Origin of the sequence: Vallicoccus soli, assembly GCF_003594885.1 — a bacterium.
Classification (GTDB): Bacteria; Actinomycetota; Actinomycetes; order Motilibacterales; family Motilibacteraceae; genus Vallicoccus; species Vallicoccus soli.
The window spans coordinates 173489-185895 of record NZ_QZEZ01000008.1 but is presented as its reverse complement, the minus strand read 5'-3'; the positions used below and the strand labels follow the sequence as shown (position 1 = coordinate 185895).

The following is a 12407-nucleotide window of genomic DNA, read 5'->3' as shown; positions in this document are numbered from 1 at the left end:
GTCCTTTGCTATGGTGTTCCCCGTCGTCACCGCCCCCGGCGGTGCGGCGACCCTGTCCGGGTGGCGGAATTGGCAGACGCGCTAGCTTGAGGTGCTAGTGCCCCAAAAGGGCATGGGGGTTCAAGTCCCCCCTCGGACACTCCCTCTGGAGGCCCCTGCACCGCGTCGCGGTCGGGGGCCTTCGTCGTCCACCCCGGAGGCCGACGGCGGGCGTGGCTCGCGGGCTCCGGCTCCACGGGCCGCGGGCGGGTATCGCGCCTTTCTCGCGCCTACCCGCGCTCGAGCAGCAGCCGCACGGCGTCGTCGACCGCCGCGGCGAGGTCGACGGCGGTGGGGTCCAGCAGCCACTGCAGGCGCACGCCGTCCAGCACCGCGACGAGCAGCACGGCGGCGGCCTCCGGGCCGAGCCCGCCTGGCACGGTGTCGCCGAACTCGGCCCGCAGCCCGTCGGCGAGGCGCGTGCGCAGGCGCTCGTACCGCGCCCGGAAGAAGCCCTGCGCCGGGTGCCCCTCGGTGACGCTGTCGGCGGAGAGCACGCACAGGCTCTGCGGGATGCCGGGCTCGGCCAGCATGCGGGTCACGACGTAGCGCAGGCGGTCGGCGGTCCCGCCGGCGGCGGCCGCGGCACCGCCCAGGTCGCGCTCGCGCTCCTCGAGGACGGCGAGCAGCAGGGCGTCCTTGGTGCGGAAGTGGTGCAGCACCCCCTGGGCGGTGATGCCGACCCGCTCGGCCACGGCGGCCAGCGAGGTGCCGCGGTAGCCGCGCTCGGCGAAGACCGCCGTCGCCGCCCGCACGAGCTCGGCCCGCCGCTGCTCGGCGCTCAGCCGCCGCCCGCCCGCCACCGGGGCAGGGTAGGCGGCCGTCCCACGGACCGGGACGGGTCTTCCCTGCTGAACGGTCGTCAAGTTACGGTCCCGACCACGCCCCGGACTCGACGAGGAGCCCCCCCCCCGTGACCGACACCGACGTCTCGCGCCGCAGCCTGCTCGCCGCCGGCGGCGCCGGCCTGCTGGCCGCCGCGACCACCGCCACCGCCGGGGCGGCCGCCGCCGCCCCGCCGCGCGGCCGCCCGAACGTGCTGTGGCTGCTGAGCGAGGACAACAACCCCTACCTCGGCGCGTACGGCGACCCGGTCGCCCGCACGCCGGTGCTCGACGCGCTCGCCGAGGAGGGCATCGTCTTCGAGACGGCCTACTCCCCCGCGCCGGTCTGCGCCCCCTCGCGGTTCTCGTACCTCACGGGCATGTACGCCGAGAGCTGCGGCCCGGCGCACCACATGCGGGCCCTCGGCGAGTGGCCGGAGCGGTTCGCGAGCGTGCCGGAGCACCTGCGCGCCGCCGGGTACTACGCGACGAACAACGTCAAGACCGACTACAACACCGCCGTGGACCCCGCGACGCTGTGGGACGAGTCCAGCGCGACCGCCCACTGGCGCGGCCGTCCCGAGGGCGCGCCCTTCTTCGCCGTCTTCACCGACATGACGACCCACGAGTCGAGCCAGTTCGGTGCGGCGGACGGGGCGACCGACCCGCGGGACGTGAGCGTGCCGGCGTACCTGCCCGACACCCCCGAGGTGCGGGCCGACATCGCGCACTACTACGACCGCATGGCCGTCATGGACGCCAACGTCGGCAAGCGCCTCGCCGAGCTCGAGGCCGACGGGCTCGCCGAGGACACGATCGTCGTCTACTCCGCCGACAACGGCGGCGTCCTCCCGCTCAGCAAGCGCTTCGCGACCGAGGACGGCCTGCACGTGCCGCTGGTCGTGCGCGTGCCCGAGAAGTGGCGGCACCTCGCTCCGCGCCCCCCGGGCTCGCGCGAGGACGCCCCGGTGGACGGCGTGGACATCCCGGCGACGATCCTCGCGGTGTGCGGGGTGCGGGTGCCCGACAACTTCCACGGCCGCTCGTTCCTGGGCCGCCGTCCGGACCGGCGCGAGTTCGCGTTCGGCCAGCGCAGCAGGATGGACGAGCGGTACGACCTGCAGCGCACGGCCCGCGACGAGCGCTACGTCTACGTCCGCAACTACATGCCGCACCGCCCGTACGGGCAGAGCATGGGCTACATGTGGCAGCAGCGCTCGTACCAGGTGTGGGAGCAGCTGCACCTCGAGGGCCGCCTCGACGAGGTGCAGGAGCGCTTCTGGGACCCCAAGGAGCCCGAGGAGCTGTACGACGTCCTGCGCGACCCCGACTGCGTCCGCAACCTGGCCGGTTCCGAGCGGCACCGGCCGCGGCTGCGGCGCATGCGCCGGGCCCTCGACGAGCACCTGCTCGCCACCAACGACAACGGCTTCATCCCGGAGGGGCACCCGCTCGAGGGGTACGACGACAGCCGCGTCCCGGGCGCCTACCCGCTGGGGCACGTGATGCGGGTGGCGGCGATGGCCGCCGAGCGGGACCCGGCGAACCTGCCGCACCTGCTCGACGAGCTGGGCGACGACCACGAGGTGGTCCGCTACTGGGCGGCCACCGGGCTGCTCGTGCTCGGCGGGGACGCCGCGCCGGCCGTGCAGGAGATGGCCCGGGTGCTGGCCGAGGAGGAGTCGGTTGCCGTCCGGATCCCCGTGGCCGAGGCCCTGGCCCGGCTGGGGCACCCGTTCCACGCCGTGCGCTTCCTCGCGGAGACCCTGGACGGGCACGAGGACCCGCGGGTGCGCCTGCAGGCGCTCAACGCGCTCACCTGGGTGGGCACGGCGGCGCTGCCGTACCGTGACGTCGTGGCGCGAGCGGCCGAGCACCCCGACGAGTACCTGCGCAACGCGGGCCGGTACCTCGGCTTCGTGCTCGACGGGACGTACACCCCCACGAGCCCGGTCTTCGGTGGCTTCTAGCTGCTGCGGCCCCGGCGCTCCCCCGCCCGCCGCCCCGGCGGAGGGGGAGCGCCCGCCGCTGCCCGTGCGCGAGCGCGACCCGCGTGAGGTGGCGCGGCGCATGGTGCGGGTCCCGGGCGGCCCGTTCCTCATGGGCGGCGAGGACCCCGACGCCTTCACGGCCGACGGCGAGGGCCCGGTGCGCGAGGTGGCGCTGCGGCCCTTCCTCGTCGACGAGACGGCCGTGACCACGGCGCAGTTCGGCGCCTTCGTGCGCGACACCGGCTGGGTCACCGACGCCGAGCGGTACGGCTGGTCGTTCGTCTTCCACGCGCTCGTCCCGCCGACCGCGGCGGGGCACGTCATGCCGGGCGCGGTCCCGGGGGCGCCCTGGTGGCGTGCGGTACGCGGCGCCTGGTGGCGCGCGCCCGAGGGGCCGGGGTCCGACGTGGCCGGGCGCAAGGACCACCCCGTGGTCCACGTCTCGTGGCACGACGCGAGCGCCTACGCCGCCTGGGCGGGCAAGCGGTTGCCCACGGAGGCGGAGTGGGAGCGCGCCGCCCGCGGCGGCCTCGAGCGGGCCCGGTACCCGTGGGGCGACGAGCTCGCCCCGCGCGGCCGGCACCGCTGCAACACCTGGCAGGGGACGTTCCCCACGCGCAACACCGCCGAGGACGGGTACGTCGGGACGGCCCCGGTCCGCTCGTACCGCCCCAACGGGCTCGGCCTGTGGTGCGTGGCCGGCAACGTGTGGGAGTGGTGCTCCGACCGCTGGAGCACGGACTGGCACGCCGCGGACCGGCCCGAGACGCGGGTCGACCCGCAGGGCCCGCCGACCGGGAGCTCCCGGGTGGTGCGGGGCGGCTCCTACCTGTGCCACGACTCGTACTGCAACCGCTACCGCGTCGCGGCGCGCACCGGCAACACCCCAGACAGCACGACCGGGCACACCGGCTTCCGCTGCGCGGCCGACCTCTAGCTAGCCGGGCAGCACCCAGCCGGCGCGCACGGACGGTCCCGCGTCGTCCGCGGCGGCGCCGGCGGCCAGCAGCACGCCGAGCGCGAGGTCGGGTCCCTGCGCGGCGACCGCGGCGCGGGGCAGCAGCCCTGCGGCGCCCAGCGAGGCGACCCCGTGCCCGCAGGACCAGAGGCGCGCGGCGACCTCCTCCGGCGCGGCGGCGGCCGGCAGCCGGCCGGTGGCCCGTACCGCCTCGACCGCGGACACGAGCCGCCGGTAGCCGCGCTCGGCCGCCGCAGGGTCCTCGAGGTCGGCGCGGGGGTCGAACATCGCGGCGTAGAGGTCGGGCGCGGCGAGCGCGGCGCCGACGTAGGCCGCGCCGAGCGCGGCCAGGTCGCGGACCGCGTCGCCGGTGCGCGGGACCGCGTCGAGCGCGGCCGCCAGGCGCGTGTGGCCCTCCTGGCGCACCGCCCGCCACAGCCCCGGCATCCCCCCGAAGTGGGTGTAGACCGCCATGGTCGACGCGCCGGTGCCCTGCACCAGCACGCGCAGGGTGACCGGCTCGCGCCGGGCGAGCAGGTGCGCGGCGCGCTCCACGAGCGCGCGGCGGACGGCGGGGTCGGCGGTCCTGGGCACTTGCAGACCATAGCATGACGATGCTATGCATGGTGCACCCGAACCCGAGGAGGCCGTCGTGCCCGTCCAGACGCTGAACCCCGCGGGGCTGCCGCAGCCCGAGCACTACCACCAGGTGGCCGTGGCCACCGGCTCCCGGACCGTCTTCCTGTCGGGGCAGGTGGCGCGCGACGGGGACGGCACCCCCGTGGGCGCGGGAGACCTCGCCGCGCAGGTGGAGCAGGCGTACCTCAACGTCGCCACCGCCCTGGCCGCGGTCGGCGGCACGTTCGACGACGTGGCGAAGCTCGTCGTCTACGTCGTGGACTGGGGCGAGGACAAGCTCCCGGCGCTGGGCGAGGGCGTCGCGCGCGCCGCCCAGCGGCTGGGCGTCGACCCCCGCAAGCCCATCACCCTGCTCGGCGTCGCGGCCCTCGGCGAGCCCGACCTGCTCGTGGAGGTGGACGCCACCGCGGTCCTGCCGTGAGACCGCGCCCTGCCGTGGTCGGGACCTTCGCCCCTGGGGCGCGGCGACCGGCGCGGCCAGGGTGGGCGCGTACCGCAGGGACCACGAGAGGAAGAGCATGCGCGCTGCCGTCGTCCACGAGCTCGGCCGCCCCCTGACCGTCGAGGACCGCCCCGTGCCCCGGCCGGGGCTGCACCAGGTCCTCGTCCGGATCGAGGCGTCCGGCCTGTGCCACACCGACATCCACGCCGCGCGCGGCGACTGGCCGGTGCAGCCGACGCCGCCGTTCGTGCCCGGGCACGAGGGCGTCGGGGTGGTGGAGGCGCTCGGCGACGGCGTCGAGGGCGTCGCGGTCGGGCAGCGGGTCGCCCTGCCCTGGCTGGGCTACGCCTGCGGGCACTGCGACCAGTGCACCGGCGGCTGGGAGACCCTGTGCCTGGAGCAGCGCAACACCGGCTACGGCATGGACGGCGGGTACGCCGAGCACGCCCTCGCCGACGCGCGCTACGCCGTGCCCGTCCCCGACGGGGTCGACCCGCTCGACGCGGCGCCGCTCACCTGCGCCGGCGTGACGACGTACAAGGCGGTGAAGGTCGGCGGGGTGCGGCCCACGGACCTCGTCCTGGTCTCCGGCATCGGGGGCCTCGGGCACCTGGCCCTGCAGTACGCGAAGGTCTTCGGCGGCACCGTCGTCGCCGTCGACGTGGAGGACGAGAAGCTGCAGCTGGCCGAGGAGCTCGGCGCGGACCACGTCCTGGACGCCCGCACCGACGACGTCGCGGCCGAGGTGCAGCGCCTCGGCGGCGCCGACGTCGCCCTCGGCCTGGCGGTCTCCCCCGCCAGCCTCGACACCGCGTACGCGTCCCTGCGCCGCGGCGGGCGCCTCGTGCTCGTCTCCCTCCCGGCGGACGGCGTGCTGCAGGTGCCGGTCTTCGACCTCGTGCTCGGCGGCAAGTCCGTCATCGGCTCGATCGTGGGCACCCGCTCCGACCTGGCGGAGGTCTTCGAGCTGCACCGCCTCGGGCGCACCCGGGTGGTGCGCGAGACGCGCCGGCTCGAGGACGTCAACGCCTGCTTCGAGGAGGTCCTGGCCGGCAGCGTCCCCGCCCGGCTCGTGTTCGACCTGCGCTGAGCGGCGTCAGCCGGCGGGCACCGGGAGGGGCGCGGGCCGGGCCAGGTGGAAGCCCTGGCCGTGCGCGATGCCGAGGTCCCGCAGCAGGTCGAGCTCGGCCTGCGTCTCGATGCCCTCGCCGACCACGGTGGCGCCGGTGGCCGCGGCGAAGGTCGCGAGCGCCGTGGCGAGCGCCTGGCGCCCGGGGTGCGCGTCGATGCCGCGCACGAGGCTCGTGTCGAGCTTGAGGACGTCGGGCGCGAGCGCGAGCACGTGGCGCATGCTCGCGAAGCCGGCGCCCGCGTCGTCCACGGCGAGGCGGACGCCGGCGCCGCGCAGCGGGCGCAGGGCGGCGTTGAGCCCGTCGTAGTCGGCGATCGCCTCGTGCTCGGTCACCTCCAGCACGATCCGCCCCGGGGGGTACGGGGCGAGCCGGCGGGCGAGCTCGGGGGTGGCGACGGTCGCCGGGGAGACGTTGAGGGCGAGGAAGCCCTCCACGTGCTCCAGCGCCTCGAGGGCCCGCGCCACGGCCCGCAGCTCGAGGTCCGGGCCGGCGCCCGCCGCGGCGGCGGCGGCGAACCACGCGTCCGGCGAGCCGGTCGGGAACCGGCTCAGCGCCTCGACCCCGACCTGCCCCAGCCCGTCCAGCTCGAGCACCGGCTGGAAGACCATCTGCGGGCCGCCCTCGGCCTGCAGGGCGTCCAGCCGGGCCAGCACCTCGTGGCGCCGCGCCTCCTCCCCGTCCTCGCGCTCGGCGACGTCGGCCACGACCTGGCGCAGGGAGCGCAGGACCTGGGCGTCGCGGTCCCGCAGCGTCGGGTCGGGCTCGCGGGAGAACGCGCAGAGCGTGCCGTAGAGGCGCCCGTCGCGCAGGTGCACGGGGACGCCGACGTACGCGCCGATGCCCAGCTCGGCGGTGATGGGCAGGTCGCGCACCCGGTCGTCGCGGGAGGTGTCCGGGGTGACCTCGCCGAGGGCGCCGTCGACGATCATCTGGCAGTACGTGCCCTGCCGCGGCTCGGTCCGGCCCGCCGCGAAGGGCAGGGGGACCCGCGCCTGGACGTTGCGGAACGTGCGCTGCTCGCCGTCGAACCGGTTGAGGAAGGCGACCTCCATGCCGAGCTGGTCGCGCGCGAGGCGCAGCAGCGCGTCGACGCTCGCCGGCGGGGCGGGTGCGGCCGCCGCCTGCGCCGCCTGCGCCGCCGAGCCCGCCCGACCGGCCGGCCGCGGCCGCTCCCCGGCCCGCTCGGCGAGCGCGCGGGACCGGCGCGCGACCTTCTCGGCGTACATGGAGGCGTCCGCCGCGCGCCACGCGTCGGCGAGGCTGCCGGAGGTCGGCCGGGCGGCGGCCCCCACCGAGGCGCCCACGCCCTCGGCGGCGAGCAGGCCGCGCAGCTGCGCCGCGAGCGCCGCCGCGCCGGCGCCGTCCGTGCCGGGCAGGAGCAGCCCGAACTCGTCGCCGCCGAGGCGCGCGACGAGGTCGCTCTCGCGCGCCCGCGCCCGCAGGACCCGTGCGGCGACCCGCAGCAGCTCGTCGCCCGCGGAGTGGCCCTGCTCGTCGTTCACGGCCTTGAGGCCGTCGAGGTCGACGACGACCAGCGCGACGTCGCCCGCGTACCGGGTGGCGCGGGCCTCCTCGTGGGCCAGCGCCTCGTCCCAGGCCCGGCGGTTGCCCACGCCGGTGAGGACGTCGGTCGTCGCGGCGGCCTCCGCCCGCTCGGCCCGGCGGGCCGCCTCGGCGAGGCGCAGCTCGCGCGCGAGCAGCGCGCCGAGCAGCGAGGCCTGCACCCGCACCGTGGGCAGGGCCGCGTCGAGCTCCGGCTGCCCGCCCGGGTAGGGGGCGCGCCCGGTCGCGCAGAGCGTGCCGAGCACCTCGCCGTCGGGCCCGGGCAGCGGCAGGACGAGCACCGACCGGGCCGGGACGCCGTTGGCGGCGCGCGCCTGCACCAGCGCGGGGTGCTCGTCGAGGTCGGCGGCCGCCGCCGGTGCGCGCCCGTCGAGCACCCGCACGCAGTACGTGTCCTCGAACGGCCGGCTGGCGCCGGGCGCGAGCCCGAAGGGGTCGTCCTCGGCGGCCGCCAGGACGACCGAGTCCCCGCCCGTGCGCCGCGCCACGAGCCAGCTGTCCAGGCCGACGCGCCCGCGCAGGTCCTCCAGCACGACCTGCGCCGCGTCCCGGAAGTCCGCGAACGACCCCTCTGCCGCCACGTCCCGCCCCCGTCCCTGCTGCCGACCGCCACCCATCCTGCGTCACGCGGCGACGTGCTGTGACGATGTTGACGCGATCGGTCGCACCGGGGATGCGACCGGGTGCCGCACAGCACTACCTTCTGCCGCGACACCGCCACCGCCCGTCAGGGAGGACCTCCACCGTGACCCGTGCCCGTCGGCTGCGCGCCCCCCTCGCCGCCGCCCTGCTCGCCGCCGCCCTGCCCGCCCTCGCCCAGCCCGCGGGTGCCGCGGACAACCCGTACGCGCGGGGCCCGGAGCCCACCACCGCGAGCGTCGAGGCCGCCCGCGGCCCGTTCGCCGTCGCGCAGACCAGCGTGTCCCGCTACGCCGTCAGCGGCTTCGGCGGCGGGACGGTCTACTACCCCACGACGACCACGGCCGGGACGTTCGGCGCCGTGGCGGTCTCCCCGGGCTACACCGCGCGCCAGTCCAGCATCGCCTGGCTCGGCCCGCGCCTGGCCTCGCAGGGCTTCGTCGTCATCACCATCGACACCCTCAGCACGTACGACCAGCCGGCCTCCCGCGGCGACCAGCTGCGGGCCGCGCTGGCGTACCTGACCCAGCGCAGCAGCGTGCGCGCCCGCATCGACCCGACCCGGCTCGCGGTCGTCGGGCACTCGATGGGCGGCGGCGGTGCCCTGGAGGCCGCCAAGGACGACCCGTCGCTGCAGGCCGCCGTCCCGCTGACCGGGTGGAACCTCGACAAGACCTGGCCCGAGGTGCGCACGCCCACCCTCGTCATCGGCGCCGAGGACGACGGGGTCGCCCCGGTGCGCTCGCACTCCGAGCCCTTCTACGCCTCCCTGCCCGCGACCCTCGACAAGGCCTACCTCGAGCTGCGCGGCGCCGGGCACCTCGCGCCCACCGTCTCCAACACGACCATCGCCACGTACACGCTGTCCTGGCTCAAGCGGTTCGTGGACGACGACCTGCGCTACGACCGGTTCCTCTGCCCCGCGCCGGCCACGAGCACGGCGATCGCCGAGTACCGGAGCACCTGCCCGTACTGAGGCGCGCCTCCTCGGGGCGGCGCCGGCCTCAGGCGCCCTCGAGCAGCCGCACCACGCGGCCGGCGTCGCCCCAGGAGAGCGTGAACCCGGCGCCGCCGTGGCCGTAGCAGGCCACGACGGGGCGCCCGTGGCCCTCGACCGGCTCCAGGCGCACGTCGGGGCGGCCGGGGCGCAGGCCCACGGCCCGGGACAGCACCGGCCGGTCGGCGAGCGCGGGGACGAGGGCGCGCACCCGGCGCAGCACCGCGTCCTCGACGGCGGGGTCCACGCTGCGGTCCCAGGCCCCGACGTCGCCGGTGCCGCCGCAGACCACGTCGCCGTCGCGCGGGACGACGTACGTGAGCCCGTCCGGGTTGTCGTCGTCGGTCACCCACTCGGTGAGCCCGGGGTTGGCCAGGCGGGCGACCTGGCCCCGTACGGGGACCGTGGTCCGGTCGTCCCCGAGCAGCGCCGGCGAGCGCACGCCGCCGGCGACGACGACCGCGTCGGCGCCCTCCACCTCGGCCAGCGACCCGACGGCCCGGCGCTCGAGGGCGACGCCCCGCCGGCGCACCTGCTCCTGGAGCCATGCGAGGTAGGTGCCGGTGACGGCCAGCGGCACGGTGCAGCGCACCCCGCTCGCCCCGGCGGGCGCCTCGCCGGGACCGAGCACGCGGTGCTCGGGGACCGCCGACGTCCAGGACCGGTCCGGGTCGGGACGGCGCGACAGCACCGTGCCCGCGCGCACCCGCACGCCGGTGGCCGGGTCGCGCGCGAGGTCCACGAGGCGGCGGTAGGTCGCCGCCGCGGAGGCGAGCACCTGCGGCGTGTGCGGCACGCCGTGGGGGAACCAGAGCGCGGCGGCCGCCCCCGAGGTGCTGGCCTGCGCGTCCGCGTCGGCCAGGACCCGCACCGCGTGCCCGGCGGCGGCCAGCTCGTGCGCCACCGTCAGGCCGACCACCCCGGCGCCGACCACGGTGACCCTCATGCGCACCCCACGCGCCGGACCCTAGCGCCGCCTCAGGGCCGGAGCACGGTCCTCGTGCCGCCCGCCGCGGTCGACGCCCAGGCCGCGCCCACCGCGTCGAGGGCCGCGACCTCGTGCTCCACGACGACGTCGCCGCGCGCCGCCGCGGCCAGCACGTCGGTCAGCGCCCGCGCGCGCTGCGCCGGGGACAGGGCGTTGTTGGTGTAGCCGAGGACGCCGGCGCCGGCGCTGCGCAGGACCGCGGAGGACAGCACGGCGGTGTCACCGGAGGCGCCGCCGAGGTTGACCAGCCGCCCGCCCGGTGCGAGGGCGCGGCAGGCCGCCGCGGCCGCCGGGCCGAAGACCGGGTCGACGACCACGTCGGCCGGGCCGTGCAGGGCGTCGCGCAGCGCCGCGGCGAGGGCGGCCTCGTCCCCGTCGAGCCGTACGACCGCGTCGGCCCCCGCCCGCCGGGCGCGCGCGGCCGCCGCCTCGGAGCGGCAGAGCGAGACCACGCGGGCGGCGCCGAGCACGCGGGCCGCGCCGGCGGCGGCCTGGCCCACGGCACCCCCGCCGCCCAGCACGAGGACCCGCTCCCCCGGCTGCAGCGCGCCGCGCCAGGACAGCGCCATCCACGCGGCCACGCCGGAGAGGCCCACGGCGGCCGCGACCTCGTCACCCACGCCGTCGGCCAGGGGCACCACGTCCTGCCCGGGCATGGCGCAGCGCTCGGCCAGGCTGCCGTCGCCGGGCGCCATGCCGGCCCTCGTCGCGAACCAGACGCGGGTGCCGGGCGCCGGGCCGGCGCCGCCCTCCACGACCCCGACGCCCTGGACCCCGGGGACGTACGGGACGGCGGGGCGCCCGAAGTAGGAGGTGCCCGAGGCGCAGAGCAGGTCGAGGGGCACGACCGGCGCGGCGGTGACCCGGACGAGCACCTCGCCCGCCGCGGGGTCCGGGTGCTCGGCGAGGACGGGCGCGGCGCCGGGCCGGCGCAGGACGGCGGCGCGCACGTCAGGTCGCGATGTCGGGGTAGGGCAGGCTCAGGTGCTGCATCGCCCGGCCGTACGCCTTCTGGTACTCCAGCGGCCCGTGGTCGCGCTCGAACATCGCGATGAAGAGCGTCAGGGTGAGGAACGGGTGCGCGCCGAGCTGGAACAGGGCGACGTGGTCCTGCCGGACCAGGGCGTCGCGCTCCTCGTCGGTGAACGCGAGCCAGGTCGTGCGCTCCGACACCAGGCAGTTCAGCAGCTGGCCCGCGCGCTCGCGCTCCCACCAGGCGACGGTCCCCGCGGGGTCCTCCCGGTAGCGCTCCACCAGGTCGGGGTCGCGGTCGACCGTGTAGAGGAACTTGTCGAGCAGGTACCTGCTCATGCGGGCACTCCCTCCGGGTACCAGGTGAAGTAGGCCTCCATGGTGTGGAACAGGTCGAGGGTGTCGACGTGGTCGGCCTTCGCCCCGTCGCCGGCGACGCCCATCATGAGCATGAAGTCCATGAACCCGTGGGTGGCGTTGCCCGGTGCGTGCAGGCTGTCGAGCGTCACCTCGGCGAGGCACCCCTCGACGTCCCCGCTCGCGATCCAGTCGACCGCGCGGCGGTCGAACTCCGGGTCGGGCCCGTGCTCGCCGAACTGCCGCGGGCCGCCGAGCTCGAGGGACAGGTGGCCGGTGCCGATGATGGCCACCCGCTTGTCGACCGGCCACGACTCCACCAGCCGCCGCAGGGTGCGGCCGAGCTCGACGAAGCGGCGCGGCTGGGGCAGGGGCGGGGCGAAGATGTTCGTGTAGACCGGCACGATCGGCAGGTCCGCCTGCGGCCGCAGCGTGATGATCGGGCAGGTGATGCTGTGGTCGATGCGCAGCTCGTTGCTGAAGGCGAGGTCGAACCCGGCGTCGAGGCCCTCGCGGAGGATGTGCGCGGCAAGCGCTTCCTCGCCCTTGAGGACCATGCGCGGCAGGCCGAACTCCCGCTCCTCGTTGTACCAGTTGGCGTCGAAGAAGGGCGCCTTGCCGACGAGGAACTGCGGCATGTTGTCGAGCCACAGCTGGTGGAAGTGGTCGCTGCCCACCATGACGAGCACGTCGGGCTCCGCGCGGGTGAGCGTCTCCCGGAAGGCCTCGACCTTCGCGACCCACGCGTCCGCGAACGGCGGCCGCTCGTCGCCGGTGGACGTGCTGGCGCGGTAGTAGAAGGGGTGGTGCGTCGAGGCGACGACCGCGGCGACGGTGGCCATGCAGCGCTCCCTTGCGTGCTGGG

At 76.9% G+C, this 12407-nt stretch carries 12 protein-coding genes and 1 tRNA gene; 6 read left to right on the top strand and 7 right to left on the bottom strand.

What is annotated here, in order from left to right:
• The first annotated feature begins 54 nt into the window (after positions 1–54).
• Positions 55–139: transfer RNA gene (locus tag D5H78_RS16165), tRNA-Leu, on the top strand.
• 130 nt (positions 140–269) lie between these two features.
• Here the strand turns inward: D5H78_RS16165 and D5H78_RS16160 are convergent.
• Positions 270–842, bottom strand: a complete 573-nt coding sequence (locus D5H78_RS16160; RefSeq protein WP_119951516.1) for a TetR/AcrR family transcriptional regulator — start codon at positions 840–842, stop codon at positions 270–272.
• 110 nt (positions 843–952) lie between these two features.
• Here D5H78_RS16160 and D5H78_RS16155 point away from each other — a divergent pair, with 110 nt between their 5' ends.
• Positions 953–2833 carry a sulfatase-like hydrolase/transferase gene (locus D5H78_RS16155; protein ID WP_119951515.1) on the top strand — a complete coding sequence of 627 codons (1881 nt, stop codon included), beginning with the start codon at positions 953–955 and terminating at the stop codon, positions 2831–2833.
• Entirely contained in the window at positions 2823–3791 is a 969-nt protein-coding gene (locus tag D5H78_RS16150; protein ID WP_484444088.1) for a formylglycine-generating enzyme family protein, read from the top strand. The genes D5H78_RS16155 and D5H78_RS16150 overlap by 11 nt, the downstream gene beginning before the upstream one ends.
• Here D5H78_RS16150 and D5H78_RS16145 read toward each other — a convergent pair whose 3' ends face one another.
• Positions 3792–4406 (bottom strand): TetR/AcrR family transcriptional regulator, encoded by a 615-nt coding sequence (locus tag D5H78_RS16145; RefSeq protein ID WP_177891267.1) that lies wholly within the window; start codon positions 4404–4406, stop codon positions 3792–3794.
• Between the two features lie 58 nt (positions 4407–4464).
• Between D5H78_RS16145 and D5H78_RS16140 the strand changes: the two genes are divergently transcribed.
• Both D5H78_RS16140 and D5H78_RS16135 read left to right on the top strand, forming a co-directional pair.
• A complete protein-coding gene (locus tag D5H78_RS16140; RefSeq protein ID WP_177891265.1) occupies positions 4465–4872 on the top strand; it encodes a RidA family protein in 408 nt (135 codons plus the stop codon).
• 97 nt (positions 4873–4969) lie between these two features.
• Positions 4970–5983 (top strand): zinc-dependent alcohol dehydrogenase, encoded by a 1014-nt coding sequence (locus D5H78_RS16135; protein WP_119951512.1) that lies wholly within the window; start codon positions 4970–4972, stop codon positions 5981–5983.
• A 6-nt stretch (positions 5984–5989) separates the two neighbouring features.
• On the opposite strand, the gene D5H78_RS16130 is transcribed toward D5H78_RS16135, so the two are convergent.
• Positions 5990–8170: a sensor domain-containing phosphodiesterase gene (locus D5H78_RS16130; protein WP_165865770.1), complete on the bottom strand. Its 2181-nt coding sequence runs from the start codon at positions 8168–8170 to the stop codon at positions 5990–5992.
• A gap of 92 nt (positions 8171–8262) precedes the next feature.
• Between D5H78_RS16130 and D5H78_RS16125 the strand changes: the two genes are divergently transcribed.
• The gene (locus D5H78_RS16125) at positions 8263–9204 is read left to right on the top strand and encodes an alpha/beta hydrolase family protein (protein ID WP_119951510.1); all 942 of its coding nucleotides are present in this window, start codon (positions 8263–8265) and stop codon (positions 9202–9204) included.
• A gap of 28 nt (positions 9205–9232) precedes the next feature.
• Here the strand turns inward: D5H78_RS16125 and D5H78_RS16120 are convergent, their stop codons facing one another.
• From D5H78_RS16120 to D5H78_RS16105, 4 genes are read right to left on the bottom strand one after another with little or no spacing between them, the layout of a single operon-like run.
• A complete protein-coding gene (locus tag D5H78_RS16120) occupies positions 9233–10171 on the bottom strand; it encodes an FAD-dependent oxidoreductase (RefSeq protein ID WP_119951562.1) in 939 nt (312 codons plus the stop codon).
• Positions 10172–10203: 32 nt separating this feature from the next.
• Positions 10204–11163 carry a quinone oxidoreductase family protein gene (locus D5H78_RS16115; protein WP_119951509.1) on the bottom strand — a complete coding sequence of 320 codons (960 nt, stop codon included), beginning with the start codon at positions 11161–11163 and terminating at the stop codon, positions 10204–10206.
• Position 11164: 1 nt separating this feature from the next.
• Positions 11165–11524, bottom strand: a complete 360-nt coding sequence (locus D5H78_RS16110; RefSeq protein ID WP_119951508.1) for a hypothetical protein — start codon at positions 11522–11524, stop codon at positions 11165–11167.
• Positions 11521–12384, bottom strand: a complete 864-nt coding sequence (locus D5H78_RS16105; RefSeq protein WP_119951507.1) for a DODA-type extradiol aromatic ring-opening family dioxygenase — start codon at positions 12382–12384, stop codon at positions 11521–11523. The genes D5H78_RS16110 and D5H78_RS16105 overlap by 4 nt, the downstream gene beginning before the upstream one ends.
• Between the last annotated feature and the right edge of the window lie 23 nt (positions 12385–12407).

Bases quoted from the DNA above. Each gene is read 5' to 3' on its own strand.
- D5H78_RS16105 (WP_119951507.1), bottom strand. From the start codon at position 12,384: ATGGCCACCGTCGCCGCGGTCGTCGCCTCGACGCACCACCCCTTCTAC.
- D5H78_RS16120 (WP_119951562.1), bottom strand. From the start codon at position 10,171: ATGAGGGTCACCGTGGTCGGCGCCGGGGTGGTCGGCCTGACGGTGGCG.
- D5H78_RS16125 (WP_119951510.1), top strand. From the start codon at position 8,263: ATGCGACCGGGTGCCGCACAGCACTACCTTCTGCCGCGACACCGCCAC.
- D5H78_RS16110 (WP_119951508.1), bottom strand. From the start codon at position 11,524: ATGAGCAGGTACCTGCTCGACAAGTTCCTCTACACGGTCGACCGCGAC.
- D5H78_RS16135 (WP_119951512.1), top strand. From the start codon at position 4,970: ATGCGCGCTGCCGTCGTCCACGAGCTCGGCCGCCCCCTGACCGTCGAG.